Source organism: Streptomyces sp. NPDC001714 (assembly GCF_042892755.1).
Classification (GTDB): Bacteria; Actinomycetota; Actinomycetes; order Streptomycetales; family Streptomycetaceae; genus Streptomyces.
The window spans coordinates 895,497-919,117 of the sequence record NZ_JBIAUL010000002.1; the positions used below are offsets into that span (position 1 = coordinate 895,497).

A 23,621-nucleotide genomic window follows, 5' to 3' on the forward strand; every position below is an offset into this window, starting at 1 on the left:
GACCCGCTGGGTACGCCGGTTGCTCCAGGCCCCGGACACCCCGCCCGCCGGACCGCTCGTACCGGTGGACGGGGTGGGCCTTCGGCCCTGTCGTCGTGCACGGGCGGTCAGCTGTGCGGGCGGTGGCCCTTCTCCTGGCGCGGGAACCGCCGGTCCGCGCCCGGCAGCGTCGGCTTCGGCAGCGTCGCCACCCGATGACGGACGTCATGGCGGGCGCTCGGCACTCCTGATTCGCTGCCGTGCATCTCCCCGCCGGTCCCGCCCGGCGCAGGACAGCGCTGCGGCGCCCGTGGGGACACTTTCGGCGCGCCGGGCTCATCGCGCGGCGCCGGACGCCCCGCGCCGGTGGTCGGCCATCGATTCTTGATCCATGTTTTACGTCCCCGGGGGAACTGGAACCCGTGCTGCAGGAGTCTGACGGACAGTGGGGCCTGTCGAGGCCGCAGAGCGAGACGAGTGAGTGGGGCAGGGCGTGGGACGGCGCAAGGGTGGCATAGGCATCGCAGTCGGTACGGTCGCAATGCTGGTGGGCGTGACCGCCTGCGGCGGCGGGGGCGGCAGCGACAAGGCGAGCGGGGACGACGCGAAGGCGTCGGGGAAGCCGAGCGCGAGCGCCTCGCCCAGCCCCACGAAGCCCGCGGGCCCGCCGATGCTGCTGGACACGATCACTCCGCAGACCGGCACCACGGTCGGCGTGGCCATGCCGATCTCGGTGATCTTCACGAACCCGGTGGCGGCCAAGGCGCGGGCCGACGTCGAGAAGCACATGAAGATCAGCACCTCGCAGCCGGTGGTCGGCGCCTGGCACTGGATGGGCGACCGGCGTGCCGACTGGCGGCCTAAGACGTACTGGCCCTCCGGCACCAAGGTGAAGATCGACGCCGACATGACGGGCGTCAGCAACGGCAACGGCCGCTACGGCGTGCACGGCTACACGCACACCTTCACGATCGGCGACGACGTGCGGGCGGACGTCTCGGTGACCGGCCACACCATGAAGGTGACCCGCAACGGCCAGACGGTGCGCACCCTGTCGATCAACGCGGGCAGCGCCCAGTATCCGACCTGGGACGGCACGATGGCCGTCATCGACAAGCAGGAGAAGGTCCACATGACCTCCTGCAGCGTCGGCATCAGCTGTGACAAGGGCAGCCCCAACTTCTACGACCTGACGCTGCCCTGGGACGTCCACCTCACCCAGTCGGGCACCTACGTGCACTACTCGACCGGCGACCCCAACCCGGGCAGCGGCAGCGCCCGCGGTTCGCACGGCTGCGTCCACCTGTCCCTTTCGGACGCCAAGTGGTTCTACGGCCAGGTCAAGCAGGGCGACCCCGTCACCATCACCGGCTCGCCCCGGGGCAAGGCCCCGGCCGACAACGGCTACGCCGACTTCAACCTGGGCTGGGACCAGTGGCTCACGGGCAGTGCGTCAGGAGAGGAGACGTCCTCGGCGCTCTGACCCGTGGCGGGAGGGCGGCCGGCTCGCTTCCGGGAGGGGCGGCCGGACCTCCCGCCGCCTGGGCCGGCCGAGGACGACTCCGGCCAGGACCAGGACGAGTCCGCACAGTTGCTGAACGGTCAGCACCTCTCCGGCGACCGCCGTACCGAGCAGGACGCCCGTGACGGGGTTGAGCAGTCCTATCAGGCCGACCGTTCCCGCGGACAGGTGCCTTAGCCCGGTGAACCAGGCGGCGAAGGCCAGCGCGGTGGCGACCAGGGAGACGTAGCCGAACGCGAGAAGCGCGGGTGCGGAGAGCGCGGGTGGCGGGCCCTCGACCGCCGCGGCGACCGGGAGCAGGAAGAGGCCTCCGGCGGTGAGTTGCCAGGCCGTGGAGGCGAGCACGTCGGTGCCGGCGCTCCACCGCTTGGTCAGGACGTGCCCGAAGGCCGACACCAGCATGGCGGCGGCGGAGGCCAGGACTCCCGGGACGCTCGTGGCCTCCACTCCCGTGAGCAGCATGAGGCAGACCCCGCCCAGTCCGAGCACGGCGCAGGCCAGTTGGGCGGCCCGGGGCCGCTCGGACACCAGGGGCCAGGCCATGAGCATCATCGTCAGCGGGGACACGGCCATGACGGTCGAGGCGACGCTCGTCGCAAGCAGCTGGGAAGCCGCGTAGACGAGGACGAAGAACACGCTCATGTTGAGCAGCCCGAGCACCGCCGACCGCCACCACCACGCACCGCGCGGCCGCCGTCTGCGCAGGGCCAGCAGGACGAGACCGGCGGGCAGCGCCCGCAGGGCGGCCCCGTAGAGCGGACGGTCGGCCGGCAGGAACTCGTGTGTCACGTAGTAGTTGGCACCCCAGGCCACCGGTGCCACCGCGGTGATCGCCACCCAGCGCGAATTAGCTTCCATGGAAGCCAATATAGCTTCCCGGGAAGCTATCATGGGATGCATGGAACACGGTGAACCCATGGACCGCGTGGCCCGGATCCAGGCCGACTGGCGCCGCGAGCGACCCGACGTCGACATCACGCCGCAGGGGGTGATCGGCAGGCTGCACCGCCTGGCCGGCCGGCTCACCGAGGAGCTCTGCCTCGTGTACGGCCACTACGGCCTCGGCGAGGGAGAGTTCGACGTCCTGTGCGCCCTGCGCCGTGCGGGCGAGCCCTACGAGAGGGCGCCGGGCGAACTCGCCGCGCACACCATGGTCACCACCGGCGCCATGACGAAGCGGATCGACCGTCTGGAACGGGCCGGACTCGTCACCCGCCGCCGTTCCGACGACGACCAGCGCGGCCGCATCGTCGCCCTCACCGTCCCGGGCCGCGAACTCGTCGACCGGGCCTTCACCGACCACATGCGCAACGAACGCCGTCTGGTGGACCTGCTGACACCCGCCGAGGCCGCATCGCTCGAGACACTGCTCACCACCTGGCTCTCCCGCCTGGAGGATCCACGGACGCCCGGCGGCGAGTGACCCGTCTCCCCGCTGCGGTCACGATCCCCGGTTCACCCGGATCGGTGATCCTCGCGCGCGCGGCAGTGCTCGTTCCAGAGTAGAGACCGGGGGAGCGGCGGACGCGGCAATGCAGTGATCGGCTCATCGCGCATCGGCTCGCCAGGAGGATGGGGGGCGTGGTGTGGATGATGTGGGACGCGGACACCTCCTTCGTCGGCCGGGCGGCGGAACTCGACCGGATCGCCGCGGTGATGGGCGGGAGCAGACTGGTCACCCTCAGCGGCGCGGGCGGGGTCGGCAAGACCCGGCTCGCCCAGCGTCTCGTGTCCCTGGGGGCAGCGGCCGGGGGAGGCACGGATCGCCTGGGCAGACCTGTCCCCGCTGCGCAACGGACACCTCCTGGCGGCCACCGTCGCGGACGCGCTGGGGCTGTCCGACCACACCCCGCGGATGCCGGCGGACGCGATCTGCGCGTGGATCGGGGACCGCAGGACGCTCCTGGTGCTCGACTCGTGCGAGCGGCATGGGACTGAAGCGGTACGGTCAGACCTTCCGGCGTGCGGCCACGAGTGAGGCACGCTCACTCGTGGCCTGGGGAGCGTCCGGCGGACCGGTGCCCGAGGAGTGACACGTCGTTCAACTCAGGCTGAAGGCCTGTGCGGTGGAACCGTTGCAGTCCCAGATCTGCAGGCGGGTGCCGTTGGCGGTGGCGCCGCTGGGGGAGTCGAGGCAGCGTCCGGACTGCGGGTTGAGGAGGGAGCCGTCGGCCTGCTGGACCCATTTCTGGCCCCCGACCCCGTTGCAGTCCCACAGCTCGACCTTGGTGCCGTTCGCCGTGCCGTTGCCCACGATGTCCAGGCAACGCCCCAGCGTGGAAAGGGAGTTGTCCGAGCCGTGGTACCAGTGCTGGTCGATGGCGTACGACTGGCAGCCCCACAGCTGAACGGCGGAGCCATTGCCGCCGGTGTCGTCGGCGGCCACGTCCACACAGGTGCCGCCGGGGCCCTTGACCGGCCCGCCGCCGTTCACCGAGAACTTCTGCGCACCGGCGCCGTTGCAGTCCCAGATCTGCAGGCGGGTGCCGTTGGCGGTGGCGCCGCTGGGGGAGTCGAGGCAGCGTCCGGACTGCGGGTTGAGGAGGGAGCCGTCGGCCTGCTGGACCCACTTCTGGCCCCCGACCCCGTTGCAGTCCCACAGCTCCAGCTTCGCCCCGCCTGCCGTGCCGTTGCCCTCGATGTCCAGGCACCGCCCGAGGGTGGACAGCGAACCGTCGGGATTATGGGTCCAGTGCTGGTCCTCGGCGTACGTCTGGCAGTCCCACAGCTGTACGGCGGCCCCGTCGGTGCCGGTGTCGTCGGCGGCGACGTCCACGCACTTGCCGCCCGGGCCGGTGATCGTCCCCTGCGGGCCGTTCGGCACGTCCGTCCCGCCGCCGTAGCCGACGGACACGATGTTCGCCTGCACGGCGTTCTCGGCGTCGTCGGTGGGATAGCCGGAGACCATCACGCCCTCGAAGAAGGTGCCGCGGTTCCAGTTGCTGTTGTCGCCCCCGATGCCCAGGATGATGCCGCCCTCCTGCTGCATGGGCTGATACCCGTCCCGGGTGGGCAATGCCCCGTCCCACCAGGTGGTGAGCCCGCCGGACCGGGAGTCACCGCCCTTGAGCGCGTACCGGGTCTGTCCGTTGTTCTTCAGCACGGCGGTGACGAAGGTCGAACTGTTGCCCCGGTTCGCCGTGTTGGAGCCGTTGTCGCCCTGGAACATGCCGTTTTCCAGGTCGGCCTCCACCCACGGGCCGTTCCCGGTGCACGGAGCGAAATAGCAGGTGGTGGCGATGGACACGGCGTCCATGTGCCCGTTGCCGGTGTCGGCAGGGGTGCTCTCGGCGTTGCCGTAGTCGAAGCAGCAGGCGGATCCGACATGGGTGCCGCTGGCCACCATGTAGGCGCCCTCGGGCCGGCCGTTCACCGCGGCCCCGGAGGCGACCCCGGTGTAGCGGTAGCCCACTCCGGGCGAGATCCACAGCCCGTACACCTTGTGCCCGCCCGCGGTGACGGCGATCTCGGACGCGTCGGCACCCCGGTCGGCACCCATGCCGGAGGTGCCGGCGGGACCGGGTGTGAGGTCGTTGTGCCGGCCGCTCTGGTCGTAGATCTTCGTGATCCTGCAGCCGCCGTCGGCCGCGCAGAAGACGTCCTGGGCCGCCGCGTCGGCGTACCCGCCCTGCGTCAGCGTCCCGATGTCGGCGGTGGCCCCGTCCGACACGCGGGTCACCCGGTAGAGCGGGCCGTCGTAGGAGGAGAGCAGTGCGCGCGTGACGCTGTGCGCGGCCACGCACGGGGTACCCGCCGCGGCGTAGATGTCGCACGGCAGCGAGCCGGCGGCCTGCGAGGCGGCCGGGAACCCGAGCAGCAGCCCGAGCGCGAGTCCGAGGGAGGCCAGCACGGCCACCACCCGCGGCCTCCGCATCCAGGCTCTTGGCGAGCTCATGACATTCCGGGCGTACGGGGATCCAGGCATGCACGTCCCTTCGAAGCTGGAGTGGGGGAGGCCGCACCGAGGTGCGGCGACACAGCTCTCAGATCGGCTCGGCCCGGAACTTACGCACGCTGTTCGAGTGCGTCAATATTTGTTTCCTTTTTTGGTTCAGACCAGGCCCGGCAGGTTAGTGGTTGCAGAAGCACAGGCCGCGTGTGTGACATCGCCGTTCCGGGCAGCCGGTTGTGGTGTGAGGTGTTCACGTCTGCCAAAGAATTCGCTTCGGCGAACCCCTGAGCTGCCCCGGCAGGTCCGCGACGAGCTCGTCCGCAGGCTCCGGCGGCGGACCGAAGCCCGCCACCACGGGCGCAACCGGCGGCGCGGGCGCGATCCGCGGCGGTGCGACGGCGGTTGACGCATCCAGCAGGGCCCGCAGCTCGCCCTCCCGCGTGGCGAGGTCCTCGGCGAGGCCGGGCGGCGGGACGGCGGCCCACTCCAGGACGTCGGGTCCGAGCAGTGCCGGCAACTCCTGCGCCGTGGGGCGGGATTGCGGTGCCTTGTGAAGACAGGCCGCCAGTGTGGTGCGTACGGGGAAGTCGGGTACGCGGAGGAGCCGTGCGAGCCCACGGCTCGCACGGCACCCTCCGTTCGCCGTCCGCTCTTCGCGGACGGGGTCAGGCCTTGTCCTGCATGGAGCGTCGTGCCGGACTGCCCTGTTCGGCGGCCTTGGGGTCCTTCTCGTCGCCCTTGGCGCGGACACCGTCGGCGATGCGCTTGCCGATCGTCTCGTCGATGTTCGACCAGTACGCGAACGCGCGCTGGAGGACCGGGTCGGTGACGCCGTTGAGCAGGTGACCCACGACGTTGTCGACCAGCCGGTCGCGGGCGGCGTCGTCCAGCACCTCGCGGACCATGGTGCCGGGCTGGCCCCAGTCGTCGTCCTCGGGGTGGGAGACGTACGCGGCCCGGACGATCTCGCCGTCCGCCTCCCAGGTGGGCGGCGGCCCGAAGCGGGCCGGATCGGCGACGGGGCCGCCCTTGGAGTTCGGGGCGTACACCGGGTCGGAGGTCTTGCGGTAGGCCATCGCCCCGTCCTTGGAGTACGTGTGGACGTCGACGACGGGGGCGTTCACCGGGAGCTGCTGGTAGTTGGCGCCGATCCGGTGCCGGTGGGCGTCCGCGTAGGAGAACAGCCGGGCCAGCAGCATGCGGTCCGGGCTGGGCCCGATACCTGGAACGAAGTTGTTGGGCTGGAACGCCGCCTGTTCGATCTCGGCGTGGTTGTCGGTCGGATTGCGGTCCAGGGTCATCCGCCCGACCGGGATGAGCGGATAGTCACCGTGCGGCCACACCTTGGTGAGGTCGAACGGGTTGAAGCGGTAACCCGCGGCTTCCGCGTACGGCATGAGCTGCACGTACAGGGTCCAGCTGGGGTACTGGCCGTCACGGATGTGCTCGAACAGGTCCCGCATGTGGTAGTCCGTGTCGACGGCGGCCATCTGGTCGGCCTCGTGCTGGGTGAAGAACTCGATGCCCTGGTCGGTCTTGAAGTGGTACTTCACCCAGAACCGCTCACCCCTGGCATTGATCCACATGTACGTGTGCGAGGTGTAGCCGTTCATGTGGCGCCAGGTCCGGGGGATGCCGCGGTCGCCCATCAGCCAGGTCACCTGGTGGGCGGACTCCGGGGAGAGCGTCCAGAAGTCCCACTGCATGTCGTGGTCGCGCAGGTTGCTGTCCGCACGGCGCTTCTGGGACCGGATGAAGTGCTGGAACTTCATCGGGTCCTTCACGAAGAACACCGGCGTGTTGTTGCCGACCATGTCGTAGTTGCCCTGGCTGGTGTAGAACTTCACCGCGAAGCCGCGGGGGTCGCGCCAGGTGTCGGGGCTGCCCCGTTCACCGGCGACCGTCGAGAAGCGGATGACCAGGTCGGTGCGGGTGCCGGGCTGGAAGAGGCCTGCCATGGTGTAGGCGCTGACGTCCTCGGTCACCTCGAAGTGACCGAACGCGCCGCTCCCCTTGGCGTGCGGCTGGCGCTCGGGGATCCGCTCCCGGTTGAACTGTGCCATCTGCTCGATCAGATAGGCGTCCTGCAGCAGGACCGGTCCCCCGGGCCCCACGGTCAGCGAGTGCTCGTCGCTCTCGACGGGGGCACCGGAGTCGGTCGTGGTGAGGGGTGGCTTCTGCGTCATGACTCTGCCTTTCTCCGCATGGAGCAGTGGGTGCCGGTCCTGGCGGGGCTGGGCGTCCTTGCGGTGTCCGGGAATCGGGGACGGGGCCGGCACACCGCGGCCGCTCCGCGGTACGGGTGTGCTCGCGTCCTCGCATCCTTCGTGTTGTCCGGAGCCCGCCGGCTCCGACAGAGCGGGTGACCCGGCGTGAGTGAGGCAAACACCGAGCCCCGGCGCCCGGTGCCCGGTGTCGGAACCGAGGGCCGCCGGCGGCCCGGCCCGGCTCTCCGGGATCCAGCGTGGTGCCACCGGGCCGGAGCCGCCACTCGGGGGCCGGGGACGTTTTTCGAGGGCGGCCGCCGCCGGTCGTGTCCCCGGCCGGGGACGGTCGTTCCTCAGGGCATGAAGAGGATCATCACTGCCGCCGCGCTCGCCCTGACGGGCGTGGCCCTCGCCGCCCCTGCCCACGCGGACGGAACCGGCCCCGGCCCGTCCCGTGACCTCGCCACCAAAGTCGCCGGGGCGCTGCCCAAGGCCGCGGTGGCGGGTCTCAACGCGGCCGCCACGTCCATGGCGACCGGCCTGCAGGACCGGCACCCGGCCACCTAGGACCGCCCGTCGGACAGGTCCGTCCGACCTCGACCCGGTTCCTTCTCGGCGGCACGGGTCGGGGCGACCTCTCTCGCCCGGCCCTCCGTGCCTGACGACTCCCTACCGGGGTGAGGGGCGTGGGGGCGAACCGGTGAGCAGGTGGCGCTCGTGGGACGCGTAGCGGCTGCGTTCGCGGTCGGCGGACCTCCTTCCCGCCAGGACGGTGGTGAGCCAGCCGGTGAGGAAGCCCGCCGGCACGGAGACCAGCGCGGGCGTGTTGTAGGGGAACCAGGCGAAGTCGGCCTGCGGGAAGGCCGACAGCGGTGTCCCGGAGACGAGGGTGGTACCGGGGGCCAGGGCGAGCACGGTCAGCGAGCCCACGACGAGGGTGGCGAGGAGTGCCGTACGCGTGTAACGGCGCCAGAAGAGGGTGTAGAGCAGCGCGGGGGCGATGGCGGAGGCGCCGAGGGTGAAGGAGACCGTCGCCAGGGGCTGAAGACTGCGGTGCTGGGCGAGGACGGCCAGGAGGATGGTGGGGACGCCCACGGCGAGGGCGCTGCACCGGGCGAGGGCGAGCTCCCGGGCCGGTGCCGGGGGAGTGGCGCGGGACGCCGTCAGATCGTGGGCGAGGGTGTTGGCGCAGGCCAGCGTCATGCTGGCGACGGAGGCGAGCAGGGTGAGGAAGACGGCGGTGGTGACGGTGGCGAAGAGCAGGCTCTCCGGCCGGGACAGCGCGGTTCCGAACGCGGCGCGGGCACCCAGGAGGTAGGCGGTCGTGCCGTGCGCGTCGGCGGCGGCGATGCGGTCGTGGCCGACCAGCGCGGTCGCGCCGGTGCAGATCAGCGTGAGCATCAGGATGAAGAGGGTCACCGAGGACACCGCCCAGGACATCGCCCGGCGGACCTGGCGCGGCGTGCCCGCCGTGTACATCCGCATGGTGACGTGCGGCAGGCAGGCACCGCCCAGCACGATGGCGCACTGGGTACTGGCCATGTCCAGGGCCGGATGCGGGCTGCTGGAGTACTGCAGACCCCAGGTCAGATAGGCGTCACCGGCCCCGCTCCGCCCGGCCGCCGCGTGGAACAGCGCCTGGGGCTGCCAGTCGAACGCCCGCAGGATCAGCACGCTCACGACCAGCCCCGAGCCCAGCAGCGCCACGGTCTTGATGATCTGGACCAGCGCGGTGCCGGGCATCCCGCCGAGCGCCGCATAACTGATCATGAGGACGCCGGCCCCGGCCACGCACCCGTTCTTCATCCCGGGATCGGTGAACCCGAGGACGTACGCCAGGAGTTCGCCGACCCCGGCGAGCTGGACGACCATCATCGGGACGAGTGCGGCGAGGGTGACCAGGCAGGCCGTGACGCGCACCGACCGGGCCGGATGGCGGCGGGCCAGCGCGTCGCCCATGGTGTAGCGGCCGGTGTTGTGGAGCGGCTCGGCCAGCAGGAACATCAGCAACAGCAGGGACAGCAGGGCGCTGAGGGCCAGGACGATGCCGTCGTAGCCGCACAGCGCGATGATCCCGCCGATGGTGAGGACGGTGGCGGCGGAGATGTAGTCACCGGCCACGGCCAGCCCGTTGCGCAACGGCGACAGGGACCGGTAACCGGTGTAGAACTCGGCGAGGTCGTCCGACTCCGGGCCGGTGAGCACACACAGCAGCAGGGTGAGGGCGACGACCGAGCAGAACGCGACGAGCGACCAGGACTGGGCGGAGCCGCCCAACCCGGTCACGGCGCCTGCTCCCGGTCCGCGACGGCCACGCCCGTCTGACGGCGGGCGCGGCGCGCCAGGGGATCCACGAAGCGGTGCGCGGCGGCTTCGTGGAGAAGGACCGCCAGCCAGGTCACGGGGATCTGGACGAGGGCCAGGAGCAGCCCGATGGGCAGGCCGCCGGGGCCGGGGCGGGCCATCAGGGAAGGCGCCTTGACGGTCAGGGTCAGGAAAGCGACGAAGTAGCCGAGCGCGGTGACGGTCGCCACCCGCCGGTGCCAGCGGTACGCCCGGCGCAGCAGGCGCAGGGTGCGGTGGGCACCGGAGCGAGGGCTCGCCGGAAGGATGGCGTACGGCTCCTCGCGGGTCGACCAGGTCGGGGACGGGCGGTCGTAGGGCAACTGATCCGAGGGTAAATCAGGGACATCGTAGGACATTTCGGCAACTCCTCGGTGGGGACCGCGGACCCGGCCGTGACGGGTCGCGAGCGGGGAGAGCGGTTCGGGTGGCCGCACGGTGTGCGACCAGGTGGTCGTGGGAAGCCGTATGCGCCGGTCGTCCGGGGTGCCGTCATCTGGGGGAGCGGTCGGGTGAGCAGGGCGCCATGGTCTCCGGCATGGGCCTTGTCCGCCAGAGGTCCGGCCGGACTCGGTGCGGGTGGTCCACGGTGCGTGGGGCTGACGTTGGGATCTCCGTCCGGGGGTGATGAAGCATGGGCGGAGCGCGGGGTGGCGCGATTCGTTCGAAAAGTGCGCCGTCGCACACCCCATGAGCCCCACGTCGCCCGCCGGTTGGCCCGCCCGTGCGGGGCGCGACTGTGACGCACTTCATGGGTGGCGTGGGTCTCGGGTCGTGGCTCGATCCGTACAGTGCTCAACTTCGCGAAGGCGCAAGGAGTTTGCGCGGCAACGATCTGTGCCGGGTGGTCACCCGCCCCTGCGGCGCTAGTGCCGCAAGGAACTGCCGTGGCTTCCCTGGCGTATGAGGCAGCCCAGGAGTTGTCGAATGCGAAGTACATTGCAATGACAGTGTCTTGACCTCAAGTCTGTGTAATCAGGAGCGTTTCGGACACTTCATCCATTTAATGGCTTTCTGTGAAAGATGCGTGCTATGGGCGCCTATCTGACTCCTCCAGCCGTAGTACAAGGCGAACATGCCGTGAAGACCGGCGAGATCCTCGCGGAGGTGCGCGGCCGGCATCCCCGGGCGCCGTGGCTGCCGCGGATCGACGGCATCGCCGCGAGCACGGGGATCGACTCCCGCGGGTGGATGCTGCCGCTGGAGACGGCCACCGCGCCCGGCAGCGGGACGGGCCTGCGAACTCCGGGCGCCGGCCCGGCCCGTGCGGCACTGGCCCACAACGGGTTCACCGAGCACGAGGTGAACCGCGCGATCGCCGCCCTGGAGGCGATACCGGCGCCGCAGACCGTCCAGGAGCGCACCGCGCCGGCCTGGGCGGCCGTGCAGACGTACGGGGAACGCGCAGCCCGTCAAGCCCTCCGGACCGCCGGACTGGACCCCGCCGACGTCGACTGTCTGATCACCAGTCACTCCACCACCCCGGCCCTGCCGGGGCTGGACCTGTCCCTCCTCAACCGCCTCGAGCTGCGCGGCGACGTACTGCTGCTGCCGGCGACCCAGTGGGCCTGCATCGCCGGCACCCGATCGCTGGCCATGGCGGCCGACCTGGTCGCCGCGGACCCCGACCGGGTCGTGCTGGTCGTGATATCGGAGGCGCTGAGCACCACCTACCAGCCCGCCGACGACACGCTGGAGTCACTGATCGTGCGGCTGCTCTTCGCCGACACCGCCGTCGCCGTGGTGGTCACCGGCCGCCCCCTGACCGACTCGGTCCTGCGACTGGACGCCGCCTGGCACCACACCCTGCCCGGCACCACGGACCTGCACCGGCTGGAGACCCGGGAGGACGGCACCCATTTCGTGATGGACCGCCGGGGGCCACGCGCCGTGCAGGAGACGGTGGCCGCGATGTGGGAGTGGTTGCGCGCGCGGCACGAGGACGACGGGCACTCCTGGCATCCCGATCTGCTGCTCGCGCATCCCGGTGGGACGCGGGTGCTGGAGTACATGGAACAGACGATGCCCGACGGGTGGCCGGATGCGCTGCTGGCCTACAGCCGGGACAGCTACACCACGGGCAACCGCGGCGGTGCCGCCGTACTCGACATCCTGCGCCGTGCCCACGACGCAGGCCAGAAGCCGGGGAGCCGTACGGTGCTGTACGCGGCCGCGCCCGGGCTGACGGCCACGGCCGTGGAAGCGGAGTGGCTGTAGCGGAAGCCCGCCGCTCTCCTCACGGCACCCGCGCTACCCCTCCAGTTCCGCCCAGACGGCTTTGCCGGTTTCCGTCCACCGCACCCCCCAGCGCGTGGTCAGCTTGTGGACGACGTGCAGACCCCGCCCGTTGTCGTCGAGCACGTCACCGTGGCGCAGGCGCGGCCGTCCGTTGCCGGTGTCGCCGACCTCGCACGTCAGTCGGCTTCCGGCCCGCACCAGCCGCACCGTGACGGGCCCGGTGCCGAACCGGACGGCGTTGGTGACGAGTTCGCTGATCACCAGCAGCGCGCCGTCCCGGGCCTGTGCGCCGATGTGCCAACGGCGCAGGAGGGGCGAGGCGAGGGCGCGGGCGTGGGCGGCGGTGTCGTCATGGGCGGGCAGCCGCCAGGTGGCGGTGTCCCGGCTGCGGCGGCCGGTCATCCGGGCCAGCAGCAGGGTGACGTCGTCGCGCAGCGGCTCCTGCGGGCCCAGCCTGGCCACCACGCGACGCGCGGCCTGTTGCAGATCGTCCCAGGGATGCACCTCGCGCACCACGTCCGTCAGCCGGCCGATGCCGTCGTCGATCGAGGCCGCCGGATCCTCCACCAGGCCGTCGGTGTAGAGGACGAGGAGGGAGCCGGGCGGCGCGGCGAACTCGTGCACCTCGAACGGCTCCCGTACGACGAACTCCGCTCCGAGGGCGGGGTGCGGCTGCGCCGCGACGGTCTCGGCGGTGCCGTCGGGACGGACGAGGACAGGGGGCAGGTGGCCGGCGTTGGAGATCAGTACCCGGTGGTCGACCGGATCGTAGAGCGCGATGCAGCACGTCGAGCCCAGCGCGCTGTATCCGGCGGCGAGGCCCGCGTCCGTGTCGTCCAGCAGCGTGACGGTCTCGTCCAGACGCTCCAGCACCTCCCCGGGGCCGAGCCCCGCCGACAGCAGCGCGCGGGCCTCCATGCTCAGCTGGCCCATGGCCGCCGCGGCCCCCAGGCCGTGCCCCACGACGTCACCGACCACCAGCGCGGTACGGTCTCCCGGCAGCGGAAAGCTGTTCACCCAGTCACCGCCGACGCCCGCACTGTCCGGGGTGGTGGGCTCGTAGACGCTGGCGACCTCGATGGTGTCGCTGCCGGCCCGCGGCAGCAGCCGGCGCTGCAACGCCAGGACCTGGGCGTGCTCGCGCTGGTGCTGGCGGGCCAGGTCCACGTGCCGGGCGGTCTTGGCCACGAGCTCCTGCAGGTCGAGCAGTTCACCGTCGCCGAAGGGGCACTCCGGCCGCCGCCAGACCTCCGTCACGCCCAGCACGATGGGCCCCGGCGTGCCGTCCGGTCCTTCCACGACCAGGGGTATGCAGGCGACGCTCACCGGCCGGTTGCCGGGTACCAGGGCACGCACCAGTTGCGGATCGTCCAGTGCCCGCTCGATCGCCGCACGGTCGGCAAAGACGATGGCCTGCGGAACGTCGTCGCGCATGACCGCACCGGCCAGCAGACGGCTCGCCTCACGGGGGAGGTTGTCCCCGGGCGTCAGGTATCCCTCGGGCCAGGCCCGGTCCGGCACCAGGGCAGCCCGCCGCAGCCGGATGCGGTCCTGCGCCTGCTCGGTGACCGCCTCGCCCGTCCACACGGCGTAGTCGAGGTTGACGGCGGCCACGTCCCCCCAGGCCAGCAGGGACTGGGCGAGGGACTGCGCGGTCTCCCCGATGTCCAAGGACGTCCCGATCGCGGTGGCCGAGGCGTACAGGTGCAGCCGCTTGGCCATGGCGATCAGCGAGACGGTCAGTCCCTCCTGCGGTGGCGCGGCCGGCAGGATGCTCATCGAGACCACCAGCTCCGTGCCGTCCTCCCGCCGAATCCGCTGGACCCGGGCGACGTGCGCCTCCCGTGTCTCGAGGACCCGCCGCAGACGTCGCGTGACCGTCGGCACGTCCTCGGGCGGCAGCAGGTCGGCGAAGGCCGCCCCCGGCGCGGCACGCACCCCCGCGAACGGAGCGGCGTCCAGATTGGCCCCGCTGATCCGCAGATTCCGGTCGAGACCGACCACTCCCAGGATCTGTTCCCCGCTGTCGGCCCCTGAGGCGCGCTGCTCACCCACCGCCGTCGCTCCGCCCTTGGGGATGTAGTCCCCCAGGGCGCTGCTGACCATGTCGAACGGCGAAGCAGAGGAGGGTGTGGGGTCCATGCAGCTCACACAGTTCGCTGACTCCGGCGCGTACCGGGAGAACGTCCCGAGTCCATGCGGGCAGGTCCCGAGAACCCACTCCCGCACATCTCATGAGTAACACAAATACCCTGCTCACCGAAGGTGTAAAAGTGACCAAAAGAACACAAGCCGTGAGTAATGTCGTCGAAGCCACATTGTAAAGGTTTCTTTAGAAAGATATCTTTACATCATGGACCGGCGACAGCTCACCGACCCGCGCGCGCTCCGGGCGTACGCCCATCCGTTTCGCCTGACGCTCATCGGGCTGCTGCGCAGGGAAGGTGCGGTGACCGCGACCAGGGCCGCCGGGCTGACGGGGGAATCGGTGGCCAGCTGCTCTTACCACCTGCGGATGCTGGCCAAGTACGGCCTCGCGGAACAGACGGGGGAGGGACAGGGCCGGGAGAAGCCGTGGCGGGCGACGGCGTCCTTCACCTCCTGGCCCGGCTACACGGCGGACCCCGAGGTACAGGAGGCCGCCACCGCGCTCAGTCTCGCGGTCGTCGAGCGGTACTTCACCGAGGCGACCCGCTGGCTGGAGAACCGGCACACCGAGCCCGCGGACTGGCAGGAGGCGGCGCCCCTGGGGGACGCCACGATCTTCGTCACCGCCGCCGAACTCAAGGAACTCGACGAGAGGGTCTGGGAGCTGCTCGAGCCGTACGTCCGCCGGGCCGACAGCCCGGAACAGCGCCCCGCCGCAGCCCGCCGCGTGTCCTACGTCCACTTCGGCCACCCGGCACGGGAGATCGACCCGCCGAGGCGGGGCGAGACGGAAGGGCCGCGCTCGTGACCGCGGGCGGACGGTTACCCGCCCTCCTGTACGACCCGGCGTTCCGCCGTTACTGGACCGGGCAGACCGTCTCGCTCTTCGGCGACCAGATCACACAGATCGCCCTGCCGCTGCTCGCCGTCCTGGCCCTGGACGCGGGTCCCGCCCAGATGGGGTGGCTCACGGCCGCCGGGCTCCTGCCGAGTCTGCTCTTCTCGGTACACGCCGGTGTCCGGGCGGACCGCAGCGGGCGACGGCGGCAGATGATGATCGTCGCCGACCTCGGGCGAGCACTGGCCCTCGTCTCGCTCCCGGCCGCCTGGGCCCTGGGCAGGCTCGGCCTCGGCCAGCTCTACGCGGTCGCGTTCACGGTCGGCACCCTGAGCGTGCTGTTCGAGGTGTGCAACGCCGCCCTGTTCGTCTCCCTTGTGCCCGCGGAACGCTACGTCGACGGAAACTCCCTGCTCAACGGCAGCCGCGCCCTGTCCTACGTGGGCGGCACCAGCGCCGGAGGAGCGCTGGTCCAACTCCTGTCCGCCCCCGTCGCGTTGCTCGCCGACACCGCCTCCTACCTGACATCGGCCTGGCACCTGTCCCGGATCCGTCCCACCGAACCACCCGCCGCCACCCATGCCAAGGGCGACCTGACGGCCGGCTTCCGCCACCTGGTCCGTTCCCGGATCCTGCGCGGCTACTACGGGGCGGTGACCACTCTCAACCTGTTCAACTTCTCCTTCCAGGCAGTCTTCGTCCTCTATGCCACCACCGAACTCGGTCTCAGCCCCGGCCTCCTGGGCGCCGTCCTCGGCTGCGGCGCCGTCGGTTCGGTGATCGGAGCCCTGCTGACAGGCCGGATCGTGCGCAGGCTCGGGACCGGCCGGGCGGCCCTCCTCGGCCTCTTCGCCTTCCCCGCGCCACTGGTGCTGGTCCCGCTGGCACAGGGTCCCGTCCCTGTCACGGCGGCATGCCTGCTGCTGGCGGAGTTCGGCTCCGGGTTCGGCGTCATGCTCCTCGACATCGCAGGCGGATCCATGACCGCGTCGCTGATCCCCGACACCCTGCGATCCCGCGCCGCAGGAGCCGGCCGTCTCTTCAACTACGGCATCCGCCCCATCGGCGCACTCGCGGGCGGATGGCTCGCCGCGACGATCGGCCTGCGCCCCACGCTGTGGATCGCAACCCTGGGCGCACTCCTCGGCCTGGCGTGGGTACTGCCCTCCGGGTTGCTCCACAGAGTCCCGGTTGACGTGCTCGATGTCGCAGCCACGGACTAGCGTTCCCCCACATGACGGCCACCGAGACGGACATCACCGAGGAGCTGATCCGGGATCTGCTGCGCGAGCAGCATCCCGACCTGGCGGATCGCCCCGTGCAGCTCGGAGCGCTCGGCTGGGACAACCAAGTGTGGCGGCTCGGCGACGACCTCGCCGTCCGGTTGCCCTGGGCGACGCGGTCCGCGGACGCGCTGCTCCGCAAGGAACACGACTGGCTGCCCCTCCTCGCCCCGCACCTTCCGCTGCAAGTCCCCGTTCCGCAGCGCCTGGGTGAGCCCTCCGAACGGTTCCCGCGGACCTGGCTCGTCACCACCTGGGTGCCGGGCGAGCCCGCCGACCGCGCCCCCGCCACGCTCCCCGCGGAGGCGGCGGTCGCCCTGGCCGACTTCCTGACCGCTCTTCACCGGCCCGCCCCCGACGCGGCGCCCGCGGGCCGACAGCGCGGTGGCCCGCTGGCCGACACCGCCGAATCCTTCGCCCAAGGGCTCGCCTCCGCCACCGAACTGGGACTGATCCCCGACCCGGACGCCGTCCGGGCGGTCTGGGAGGACGCCGCAACCGCGCCGGAGTGGACGGGCCCACGGCTCTGGCTCCACGGCGACCTGCATCCGGCCAACATCCTCACCGCGAACGGCACCTTCTGCGGCGTCATCGACTTCGGCGACCTCTTCGCCGGCGACCCGGCCCTGGACCTCGCCGCCGCCTGGATCCTGCTGCCGGACGGCGCCACCGACCTCTTCCACGCGGCCTACCGGCCGAGCCCGGACGCCGCGACCCTCCGCCGCGCCCGCGGTTGGGCGGTGCTGCGGGCCCTCGCCTGCCTCCACATCGCGGACGCCGGGGTCCACGGCCGCCCGGGAGGCAAGCCCACCTGGGGCCCACCCGCCCACGCCGCACTGCGGCGCCTCACCGCGACGACCGACCGTTGAGCAACCACCTCGGCCTGCGACCGGCCGGTCCGGAGTCGTGTCCGGGCCGCCGCTGACGCCGAGAACATGTCGAGGGCCTGGAACGGGCGGACGAGCCGGACGGACATCGGAGTCCGATACCCGCCAGCGACCCGCGTCGCCCCGCGCCACGCTGAACGGCATGCCCATCACCTTCCCTCCCGTCCCCATCCCCTCCGCGACCCTCGAGGAACTCCTTGTCCGGGACGACGCCGGGAAGCCGCCACGCCCGTACACGGACGACGAAGGCGGCGCACCACTGCGCTGCTGCCTGCGGTCCAGCACCGCAGGCGAACGCATCGCTCTGCTCTCCTACGCCCCGCTGCGCCGCTGGGCCGCGCAGACCGGCGCCGCCCCCGGGGCCTACGACGAGCAGGGGCCGGTCTTCGTCCACGTCGAGGACTGCGGCGGCCCGGCCGGCGAGCACCTCGGCTACCCGTGGGCCCGTCCCGGCGCGCTGCGCGTCCTGCGTCGCTACGACAGCCGAGGGCACATCACGGGCGGCCGCCTGCTGGAGCTTCCCGACGACGCCCAGGCCGCGTTCGCACATGCGCTGGCCGAGGCCTTCGCCGATCCCGAGACCGCCCAGGTACACGTGCGCGCCGTCGAATACGGCTGCTACCACTTCCGCGTCGACCGCCCCTGAAGCAGAGGAGCCGGGCCCGGCGCTGCGCCACGGGGCCCGGGATGATTGGCTGACCCCGGCCGATTCCACCCCGACCCGGCTCTGCCGGCAGGAGGACCCCGCAGTCATGAGCAGTGCCTACGCCTACGAATACAAGGTCGTCACCTTCCGGGAGTCGCTGATCGGCGACGCACTGGACAGCGACAAACTGGAGAAGGTCCTCAACAAGCACGCCGAGGACGGCTGGGCCCTCAAGGCCATCACCTCGGCGGACGTCAAGGGCCGCATAGGTCCCGGAGCCGTCGAGGGCCTGCTCCTGACCTTCGAGCGCCCGCGCGGCTGACCGTAACGCAGCCGGCAGCAAGCCGAACGCCCCCCGACCCGCCGCTTGAGGTCCGGGGGGCGTTCGCCGTCCTCCCCGACCCGGACTCGCGCATGCCGGACAGCGAGTCGATCCGCGGCGGCCCCGCCTGCAAGTGGCCGAAAGGCGACGTGACGATCGTCCAAGCGCCGTGGGCCGCCGCTGACCACCGAGTCCGTGCGGACAGGGCGCCTCATCCTTCACTCTGAGCTCACTTGCCTGTCGGACCGCACTACACGGGAGCGCAATAATTTGCGCAACTTGCGTTCGCTTGCGCTGCGGGATGCAAATGCGGGGCGCGACTCGCGTGAGGGGTCAGGTCGTACGCCCCAGGTGAATTCCCTTTTCCAGTGCGCCCTTTGGGTGCCTCTTGGTCTCCGGTGCGGCGTGCGTGCCGCCTGTGCCGCCGTTGCGTGGGTGCTTCTGGTGAAATTTGTGCAGTCCTGGCAGTAGACGGGCCCACATTGCTCTGCAATATTTCGATGAAACAATGCAAAAGTCTGCGTATGGCTTCTCCCTTGGATCCCTCCGGGGACCACCCATGACCGTCGGCCCGGCCCCGCCGGTCCGATGCGTCGCGCCACTGATTCGCACCGCACCGCACTGCACCTTTCTGCACCACTCCGCCAGGAACGAGCCGCCCTCGCCGCCCCCTCCGGCGCGCGAGCCTCCGCAGGAAGTGACCCCGCATGACTCGACACAAGCCGAGTTCCTGGAGACGGCGCGCAGCGACCGCTGTGCTCGCCTCCGCCGTCATGGTTCTGGGCCTGCCGGCCGTCGGCGCACACGCGGCCGGCGGCCCGAACGCCGCCGCGGACGCCAAGACCACGGCAGGCAGCGCCCGCGCCGCACACGCGGCCGCCAACGTCACCGACGGCGACACCGACACCTACTGGCAGGCCGGAAAGAAGTCGGCCCAGTGGGTCCAGACCGACCTCGGGAAGACCAAGCGCGTCCGCGAGGTCGTGCTGCGGCTGCCCGAGCAGTGGCAGACCCGCAAGCAGACGCTGGCGCTCCAGGGCAGCGCCGACGGCAAGAGCTTCGCCACCCTCAAGCCGACGGCGCAGTACGTCTTCGGCCCGGGCAACGACAACACGGTGAAGGTCTCCTTCCCCGCGACCCTCGCCCGCTACGTACGAGCCGACTTCAGCGCCAACTCGGTGGGCGGCACCGCCCAGCTCGCCGAGATGCAGGTCCTCACGGCCGCCGCATCGACCCCCAACCTCGCGCTGGGCAAGACCTTCAGCGAGAGCGGGCACGCCGACGTCTACGGCGCGGCCAACGCCGGAGACGGCAACCGCAGCACCTACTGGGAGAGCACCAACAACGCCTTCCCGCAGTGGCTCAAGGTCGACCTCGGCTCCTCGGTCCAGGTGAACCAGGTGACGCTGCGGCTGCCCAGCGGCTGGCCGAGCCGCAACCAGACCCTCAAGATCCAGGGCTCCACCGACAACCAGAACTTCACCGACCTGACGGCGTCGAAGGCGTACGCCTTCAACAGCTCCGACGACCAGTCGGCGACCATCAGCTTCGACACGACCACGACGCGGTACGTGCGGGCGTACTTCACCGCCAACGACGGCTGGCCCGCCGGGCAGGCGTCCGAGCTGGAGGTCTACGGACCGGCCACCGGCGACACCCAGGCACCCACCGCGCCGGCCAACCTGGCCTACACCGAACCGGCCTCCGGACAGATCAAGCTGACCTGGAGCGCGGCCACCGACGACACCGGCGTGACCGGGTACGACGTCTACGCCAACGGCCAGTTGCGGGCGAGCGTGGCCGGGAACGTCCTGACCTACACCGACACCCAGCCGGCCGGCACCGACGTCACGTACTTCGTGCGGGCCAAGGACGCCGCGGGCAACGTCTCCGCCAACAGCAACAGCGTCACCCGCAAGGGAGCGAGCGGCGACACCCAGGCCCCCACGGCACCCGGCAACCTCGCCTACACACAGTCCGGCAGCGACGTGAAGCTCACCTGGCAGGCGTCGAGCGACAACGTGGCGGTCACCGGGTACGACGTCTACGCCAACGACCAGCTCGTCAAGACCGTGGCCGGCGACGTGACGACGTACACCGACACCCCGTCGGCGACGGCCACCGTCACCTACTACGTGAAGGCGAAGGACGCCGCAGGGAACGTGTCGGTGGCGAGCAACAGCGTCACCCGGCCCGGCAACGGCGCAGGCTCCGACCTCGCCCAGGGCAAGCCCGTCGAGGCCTCCTCGTACACCTTCACCTACGTCGCCGCGAACGCCAACGACGGCCAGATCGGCACCTACTGGGAGAGCGCGGGCGGCGCCTACCCGGCCACCCTCACCACCAAGCTGGGCGCCAACGCCGATCTCAGCCAGGTCGTCGTCAAGCTCAACCCGGACCCGGCCTGGTCGACCCGCACCCAGAACATCCAGGTGCTCGGCCGCGACCAGGACGCGACCACCTTCACCAGCCTCGTCGCGGCGAAGGACTACACGTTCAACCCGGCCACCGGCAACACCGTGACCATCCCGGTCTCCGGCGCCGCCGCCGACATCCAGCTCAAGTTCGCCTCCAACACCGGCGCCCCCGGCGCACAGGTCGGCGAGCTCCAGGTGATCGGCACCCCGGCCGCCAACCCGGACCTCAAGGTCACCGGCATCACCAACTCGCCCGCCGCGCCCGTCGAGTCGGACGCCATCAGCCTCTCCGCGACCGTCACCAACAGCGGCAGCAAGGCGTCCAAGGCCACCGACCTCAACTTCACGCTCGGCGGCACCAAGGCGGCCACCGCCGACGTCCCCGCCCTCGCGGCCGGCGCCTCGGCGACCGTCACCGCGAGCATCGGCACCCGGGACGCGGGCAGTTACCCGCTCGGCGCCGAGGTGGACCCGTCCAACAAGGTCATCGAGCAGAACGAGGGCAACAACACCTTCACCCGCTCCGACGCCCTCGTCGTCAAGCCCGTCTCCAGCTCCGACCTGGTCGCCGCACCCGTCGCCTGGACGCCCTCCAGCGCCTCGGCCGGCGACAACGTCGCCTTCACCGTGGCCCTCAAGAACCAGGGGACCATCGACTCCGCCTCCGGCGCGCACGGCGTCACCCTCACGGTCCAGGACGCGAACGGCGCCACCGTCAAGACGCTCAGCGGCTCCTACAACGGCACCATCGCCTCCGGACAGACGACCGCGCCCATCAGCCTCGGCTCCTGGACGGCCGTCAACGGCAAGTACACGGTGAAGACGGTCATCGCCGACGACACCAACGAACTGCCGGTCAAGCGCACCAACAACACCACCACACAGAACCTGTTCGTCGGCCGCGGCGCCGACATGCCGTACGACATGTACGAGGCCGAGGACGGCACGGTGGGCGGCGGCGCCAAGGTCGTCGGCCCCAACCGCACCATCGGCGACTTCGCGGGCGAGGCGAGCGGCCGCAAGGCGGTCACCCTCGACGCCACCGGCGAGTACGTCGAGTGGACGACCCGCGCCGCGACCAACACCCTGGTCACCCGCTTCGCGATCCCGGACGGCACCGACGCCACCCTGGACGTCTACGTGGACGGCCAGTTCCTCAAGGCGATCGACCTCACCTCGAAGTACGCCTGGCTCTACGGGAGCGAGACCGCGCCCGGCAACTCACCCGGCTCCGGCGCCCCGCGCCACATCTACGACGAGGCGAACCTGCTGCTCGGCAGGACCGTCCCGGCCGGCTCGAAGATCCGCCTCCAGAAGGACGCGGCCAACACCTCCTCCTACTACGCCATCGACTTCATCAACACCGAACAGGCCACGGCGATCCCGAACCCGGACCCGGCCGCCTACACGGTCCCGGCCGGCTTCACTCAGCAGGATGTGCAGAACGCCCTCGACAAGGTCCGCATGGACACCACGGGCAAGCTCGTCGGCGTCTACCTGCCCGCCGGCGACTACGACACCTCCAGCAAGTTCCAGGTCTACGGCAAGGCGGTCAAGGTCGTCGGCGCCGGGCCCTGGTTCACCCGCTTCCACGCCCCCGCCTCGCAGGAGAACACCGACGTCGGCTTCCGCGCCGAGTCCACGGCCAACGGCTCGACGTTCGCCGGCTTCGCCTACTTCGGCAACTACACGTCGAGGATCGACGGCCCGGGCAAGGTGTTCGACTTCTCCAACGTCTCGAACATCACCATCGACAACATCTGGGCCGAGCACATGGTGTGCCTCTACTGGGGTGCCAACACCGACAACATGACCATCTCGAACTCCCGCATCCGTGACACGTTCGCCGACGGCATCAACATGACGAACGGCTCCACGGACAACCACGTCGTCAACAACGACGCCCGCGCCACCGGCGACGACAGCTTCGCGCTCTTCTCGGCCATCGACGCCGGCGGTGCCGACGAGAAGAACAACCTCTACGAGAACCTGACCTCCACCCTCACCTGGCGCGCGGCCGGCATCGCCGTCTACGGCGGCTACGACAACACCTTCCGCAACATCCGCGTCGCCGACACCCTCGTCTACTCCGGCATCACGATCTCCTCGCTGGACTTCGGCTACCCGATGAACGGCTTCGGCACCGATCCCACGACGATCGAGAACGTCTCCCTGGACAGAACGGGCGGCCACTTCTGGGGCTCTCAGGTCTTCCCCGCCATCTGGGCGTTCTCCGCCTCGAAGGTCTTCCAGGGCATCCGGGTCAACGACGTCGACATCGACGACTCCACCTACGGAGGTGTCATGTTCCAGACCAACTACGTCGGCGGCCAGGCGCAGTTCCCGGTGAAGGACACCATCTTCACCGACATCTCCATCACCAACTCCAAGAAGAGCGGAGACACCTTCGACGCCAAGTCCGGCTTCGGGATCTGGGCCAACGAACTGCCCGAGCCCGGCCAGGGTCCCGCCGTCGGCGAGGCCACCTTCCGCAACCTTCGGATGAGCGGCAACGCCCAGGACATCAAGAACACGACCAGCACGTTCAAGATCAACATCGAGTAGATCCCGAGGGACGGTGAGGGAAGGGGCGTCCCGGTGGGGACGCCCCTTTCCGCCGTGTCCGGCACTACTGCACGCGAAAACTTCGCAGCAACCCCTTCAGACCTGGCTGATCGTGCCCGACCGCCCTGACCGCACCCGACCAGGCGGTCTGCACGCGAGCGCGGCCGAAGGCGGCGAATGCCGTGCGCCGCGAGTGCCGGCGTGGGAGTCTGAGCGGGTCCGGGCCCGCCGCTTTCCCCCGAAGCGGGTGGGCCCGGACTCGTCTTCAGCGTGTTTGCCGCCCCGCCCGTACCGGCCGCGCGGTGGACGGGACGCCCAGGTGGCAGCGAACCTC

Annotated in this window: 17 protein-coding genes; 10 read left to right on the forward strand and 7 right to left on the reverse strand. The window is 70.8% G+C overall.

Going from position 1 to position 23,621, the window contains the following annotated elements; genetic code table 11:
- The first annotated feature begins 520 nt into the window (after positions 1-520).
- The gene (locus tag ACFY0P_RS08535; RefSeq protein ID WP_388908869.1) at positions 521-1,462 is read left to right on the forward strand and encodes an Ig-like domain-containing protein; all 942 of its coding nucleotides are present in this window, start codon (positions 521-523) and stop codon (positions 1,460-1,462) included.
- Here ACFY0P_RS08535 and ACFY0P_RS08540 read toward each other — a convergent pair.
- Entirely contained in the window at positions 1,433-2,359 is a 927-nt protein-coding gene (locus tag ACFY0P_RS08540; RefSeq protein ID WP_388908710.1) for an EamA family transporter, read from the reverse strand. The two genes, ACFY0P_RS08535 and ACFY0P_RS08540, sit on opposite strands and share 30 nt — an antisense overlap.
- Before the next feature lie 40 nt (positions 2,360-2,399).
- On the opposite strand from ACFY0P_RS08540, the gene ACFY0P_RS08545 reads away from it, so the two are divergent.
- Positions 2,400-2,924 carry a MarR family winged helix-turn-helix transcriptional regulator gene (locus ACFY0P_RS08545; protein WP_388908712.1) on the forward strand — a complete coding sequence of 175 codons (525 nt, stop codon included), beginning with the start codon at positions 2,400-2,402 and terminating at the stop codon, positions 2,922-2,924.
- 618 nt (positions 2,925-3,542) lie between these two features.
- Here the strand turns inward: ACFY0P_RS08545 and ACFY0P_RS08550 are convergent.
- The 3 genes from ACFY0P_RS08550 to ACFY0P_RS08560 all read right to left on the reverse strand — a co-directional run bounded on the left by ACFY0P_RS08550 (position 3,543) and on the right by ACFY0P_RS08560 (position 7,579).
- The gene (locus ACFY0P_RS08550) at positions 3,543-5,396 is read right to left on the reverse strand and encodes an arabinofuranosidase catalytic domain-containing protein (protein ID WP_388908714.1); all 1,854 of its coding nucleotides are present in this window, start codon (positions 5,394-5,396) and stop codon (positions 3,543-3,545) included.
- 247 nt (positions 5,397-5,643) lie between these two features.
- Positions 5,644-5,910, reverse strand: coding sequence for a hypothetical protein (locus tag ACFY0P_RS08555; protein ID WP_388908716.1), 267 nt, complete (start codon positions 5,908-5,910; stop codon positions 5,644-5,646).
- Positions 5,911-6,058: 148 nt separating this feature from the next.
- On the reverse strand, positions 6,059-7,579 hold the full coding sequence (locus tag ACFY0P_RS08560; RefSeq protein WP_388908718.1) for a catalase: 1,521 nt from the start codon (positions 7,577-7,579) through the stop codon (positions 6,059-6,061).
- A 381-nt stretch (positions 7,580-7,960) separates the two neighbouring features.
- On the opposite strand from ACFY0P_RS08560, the gene ACFY0P_RS08565 reads away from it, so the two are divergent.
- On the forward strand, positions 7,961-8,167 hold the full coding sequence (locus ACFY0P_RS08565; protein ID WP_388908720.1) for a hypothetical protein: 207 nt from the start codon (positions 7,961-7,963) through the stop codon (positions 8,165-8,167).
- A 102-nt stretch (positions 8,168-8,269) separates the two neighbouring features.
- Here ACFY0P_RS08565 and ACFY0P_RS08570 read toward each other — a convergent pair whose 3' ends face one another.
- Entirely contained in the window at positions 8,270-9,886 is a 1,617-nt protein-coding gene (locus tag ACFY0P_RS08570) for a cation acetate symporter (protein WP_388908722.1), read from the reverse strand.
- The gene (locus ACFY0P_RS08575; protein ID WP_388908724.1) at positions 9,883-10,302 is read right to left on the reverse strand and encodes a DUF485 domain-containing protein; all 420 of its coding nucleotides are present in this window, start codon (positions 10,300-10,302) and stop codon (positions 9,883-9,885) included. The genes ACFY0P_RS08570 and ACFY0P_RS08575 overlap by 4 nt, the downstream gene beginning before the upstream one ends.
- Positions 10,303-10,975: 673 nt before the next feature.
- On the opposite strand from ACFY0P_RS08575, the gene ACFY0P_RS08580 reads away from it, so the two are divergent.
- Positions 10,976-12,160, forward strand: coding sequence for a type III polyketide synthase (locus tag ACFY0P_RS08580; RefSeq protein WP_388908725.1), 1,185 nt, complete (start codon positions 10,976-10,978; stop codon positions 12,158-12,160).
- Positions 12,161-12,193: 33 nt separating this feature from the next.
- Here ACFY0P_RS08580 and ACFY0P_RS08585 read toward each other — a convergent pair whose 3' ends face one another.
- A complete protein-coding gene (locus ACFY0P_RS08585; RefSeq protein ID WP_388908727.1) occupies positions 12,194-14,323 on the reverse strand; it encodes a SpoIIE family protein phosphatase in 2,130 nt (709 codons plus the stop codon).
- 211 nt (positions 14,324-14,534) lie between these two features.
- Between ACFY0P_RS08585 and ACFY0P_RS08590 the strand changes: the two genes are divergently transcribed.
- From ACFY0P_RS08590 to ACFY0P_RS08615, 6 genes are all read left to right on the forward strand, one after another.
- Complete coding sequence (locus ACFY0P_RS08590; protein ID WP_388908729.1) at positions 14,535-15,137, forward strand: winged helix-turn-helix domain-containing protein; 603 nt, start codon at positions 14,535-14,537, stop codon at positions 15,135-15,137.
- On the forward strand, positions 15,134-16,390 hold the full coding sequence (locus ACFY0P_RS08595) for an MFS transporter (RefSeq protein ID WP_388908731.1): 1,257 nt from the start codon (positions 15,134-15,136) through the stop codon (positions 16,388-16,390). The genes ACFY0P_RS08590 and ACFY0P_RS08595 overlap by 4 nt, the downstream gene beginning before the upstream one ends.
- An 11-nt stretch (positions 16,391-16,401) precedes the next feature.
- A complete protein-coding gene (locus ACFY0P_RS08600) occupies positions 16,402-17,319 on the forward strand; it encodes an aminoglycoside phosphotransferase family protein (RefSeq protein ID WP_388908733.1) in 918 nt (305 codons plus the stop codon).
- A 160-nt stretch (positions 17,320-17,479) separates the two neighbouring features.
- A complete protein-coding gene (locus ACFY0P_RS08605) occupies positions 17,480-17,983 on the forward strand; it encodes a DUF1203 domain-containing protein (protein WP_388908735.1) in 504 nt (167 codons plus the stop codon).
- 106 nt (positions 17,984-18,089) lie between these two features.
- On the forward strand, positions 18,090-18,305 hold the full coding sequence (locus ACFY0P_RS08610) for a DUF4177 domain-containing protein (protein ID WP_089106991.1): 216 nt from the start codon (positions 18,090-18,092) through the stop codon (positions 18,303-18,305).
- Positions 18,306-19,012: 707 nt separating this feature from the next.
- Positions 19,013-23,287 carry a discoidin domain-containing protein gene (locus ACFY0P_RS08615; RefSeq protein WP_388908737.1) on the forward strand — a complete coding sequence of 1,425 codons (4,275 nt, stop codon included), beginning with the start codon at positions 19,013-19,015 and terminating at the stop codon, positions 23,285-23,287.
- Positions 23,288-23,621 lie beyond the last annotated feature (334 nt).